Source organism: Hymenobacter agri, from assembly GCF_054778495.1.
Window position 1 is genome coordinate 1 of record NZ_BAAGZM010000569.1, and the last position, 2,778, is coordinate 2,778.

At 63.5% G+C, this 2,778-nt stretch carries 4 protein-coding genes; 1 reads left to right on the forward strand and 3 read right to left on the reverse strand.

Features of this window, described 5'->3' with window-relative positions; genetic code table 11:
• The coding region (locus ACYVDE_RS19480; RefSeq protein WP_460503205.1) for a 2-phosphosulfolactate phosphatase at positions 1-255 on the reverse strand (255 nt) is incomplete at its 3' end.
• A 151-nt stretch (positions 256-406) separates the two neighbouring features.
• A complete protein-coding gene (gene gcvT / locus ACYVDE_RS19485) occupies positions 407-1,510 on the reverse strand; it encodes a glycine cleavage system aminomethyltransferase GcvT (RefSeq protein ID WP_460503206.1) in 1,104 nt (367 codons plus the stop codon).
• 196 nt (positions 1,511-1,706) lie between these two features.
• Between gcvT and ACYVDE_RS19490 the strand changes: the two genes are divergently transcribed.
• Entirely contained in the window at positions 1,707-2,234 is a 528-nt protein-coding gene (locus ACYVDE_RS19490) for an NADPH-dependent FMN reductase (protein ID WP_460503207.1), read from the forward strand.
• A 5-nt stretch (positions 2,235-2,239) separates the two neighbouring features.
• Here ACYVDE_RS19490 and ACYVDE_RS19495 read toward each other — a convergent pair.
• A partial coding sequence (locus ACYVDE_RS19495; RefSeq protein ID WP_460503208.1) for a DUF2062 domain-containing protein occupies positions 2,240-2,778 on the reverse strand: 539 nt, incomplete at its 5' end.

Sequence of the window (2,778 nt, forward strand, 5' to 3'; positions counted from 1 at the left end):
GAAGGGTGAGTTGCCCAGGTCGAAGCCCGGGGCGGGCAGGCCGTCGCGCTCGGCGGCGGTGAGGCAGCCGTGCTGCCGGCCGTAGGCCGTGCACTCGTCGAGGGAAGCGACCGGAAAAACGTGCGTCATGCCCTCGCCCAGGGCGGTGACGATAGTGCTCGACGCCCGCAGAATGTCAACAATAACCGCGACCTGGCCGTGCAGGTCGTACAGCGGCAGCAACTCGGGCGAATAACAAATATCTAGTGTAGGCATAGCACGAATACCGCGAAATAGCCTTTCGCGGCGCCGCTTGGCGGCGAGAATGGGTTGATGTAAAAGCGTAAAAAAAATGCGGCACCACGCTGGGTAGCGGGGTGCCGCATTCACCGCACGGCGCGCGAACTCCAAAGCTCGCGCTACGGTTCTATTCCTCGGTGCCTTTCGTCAGCGGGAGCTTGCTTACGGTGGCGGGCAAGTTCTTGCCGCGCACCTGCACGAAAATCTGGGTGCCGGGGGTGGCCAGTTCCGTTTTCACGTAGCCCAGGCCGATGCCCTTGCTGAGCGAGGGCGACTGCGTGCCGCTCGTGACATCACCGATTTTCTGGCCGGCGGCATCGACCAGCTCGTAGTGGCCGCGCGGAATGCCGGGGCCGTCCATCACGAAGCCCACCAGCTTTTTGCTCACGCCAGCCTCCTTTTGCGCCTTCAGATTGGCCGAGTTGGTGAAGTCTTTGGTGAACTTGGTAATCCAGCCCAAGCCGGCTTCGAGGGGCGAGGTAGTGTCGTCGATGTCGTTGCCGTAGAGGCAGTAGCCCATTTCGAGACGGAGCGTGTCGCGCGCGCCCAGGCCAATGGGCTTGATGCCGTAGGGCTGGCCGGCGAGCATGATTTTATCCCACACCATGGCGGCGCTTTCGTTCGGGATGTATAGCTCAAACCCGCCCGCGCCGGTGTAGCCAGTGGCCGAGATAATGACGTCGGGCGCGCCAGCGAAGGTGCCCTGCACGAAGGAGTAGTACGGAATGCTGCTCAGGTCTACATCCGTGAGCGACTGCAGCGCGGCAATGGCCTTCGGGCCCTGCACGGCAAACAGGCTGGTACGGTCCGAGATGTCCTCCATTTCCACGCCCTGCGTGTTGTGGTGCTGAATCCAATTCCAGTCTTTCTCGATGTTGGAGGCATTCACCACCAGCAGGTAGTCCTCGTCGGCCAGCTTGTACACCAGCAGGTCGTCTACGATGCCGCCGTCGTGGTTGGGCAGGCACGAATACTGGGCCTTGCCGTCGGCGAGCTTGCTGGCGTCGTTGCTGGTCACGCGCTGAATGAGGTCGAGGGCGTGCGGGCCGCGCAGGCGAAACTCGCCCATGTGCGACACGTCGAACATGCCCACGGCGCGGCGCACGGTATGGTGCTCGTCGAGGTCCGACGAATAGCGCACCGGCATGTCGTAGCCGGCAAAGGGCACCATTTTGGCGCCGAGTTCGCGGTGCTTGCTGTCGAGGGTAACGGTTTTCAGGGAAGCAGTCATGTAGTTGGCGGGTTGGCGAATGGGAGGGTGAGCAAATTGCGGTACAAAGGTGGGGCAAAAAAGAAGAGCTGCGCCGCCTTCGCCCCTGCTACCGGCCATATTGCAGCGCAAATGCTGCCGCCCGCCGCCCATGCGGCGCAACCTCTGCCGCAGGAAGCAGGTTAGTACCTAAACCTCCGCCGTCATTTCATCTGCTTTGATTACCATCATTTCCGGTACCAACCGCCCAGCCTCCCGGGCCCGCCACGTAGCCGACTACTACCGCACCATTCTGGCGGAGCTGGGAGCCGCAAGCCAGCTGCTGGACCTTGCCGAGCTACCCGCCGACTTCACTGCCACGGCCCTCTACGCCCAGACGGGCACCCACGCGGGCTTCAACCGCCTGGCCGGCCTGCTCGATGCCAGCGAAAAACTGGTGATTGTGGTACCCGAATACAATGCCTCTTTTCCGGGGGTTCTCAAGGCCTTCATCGACGGGCTGGCTTACCCGGGCGGCATTCGGGGCAAAAAAGCGGCGCTAGTAGGCCTGAGCAGCGGCGGCCAGGGTGGCCTGCTAGCCATGACGCACCTCACCGACGTGCTGATGTATCTGGGCACCGCCGTGCTGCCCCAGCGCGTGCGCCTGCCCTTTATCAACAAAGACCTGCACCCCGAGCTGGGCCTCAGCCAGGAACTGTCGCGCCAGCTGCTACGCGAGCAGGCAGCGGCGCTACTGGCGTTTTGACGTAGTTAAGCGTCAAGCGTTGAATCAGCAGTATCCAATGATTCAACGCTTAACTCCTCACTCTTAACTCCTCCCTGCCGGGCTACGATGCTGGCAAATATCGGCTTCAGCACTACGTAGAGCAGGCCCACCAGCACAGCCCCGCCGGCGGCCCACAGCAGTAGCGCACCCAGCTCGGCGCGCCACAGCAGCTTACCCACCGCTTCCCACCCCTCGCGGTCGATAAGCTGACGCAGGCGGGCCACGTTGAGGCCGGCCACCTTATCGCCCTGCCCCATGAGGCCGGCGCCAGCGCGCAGCAGCGGAATCAGCAGCGCCAGCTGGAAAAACGTCATCAGGTGCGTGGCCAGCTGCATAATGGCCACGTTCAGGCGCAGCCGCAGGGCCACGGCGGCGCTTAGCAGCGTGGTGAGGCCGAAGGCGGGAATGAGGCCAATAGCGACGCCCAGGCCCACGGTGAGAGCCAGCTGCCCAGGAGCCAGCCCGGCCTTGAGCTGGTCGAGCAGGGGGTCGAGCACGCGGCGCTGGAGCCAAGAGCGCGGCG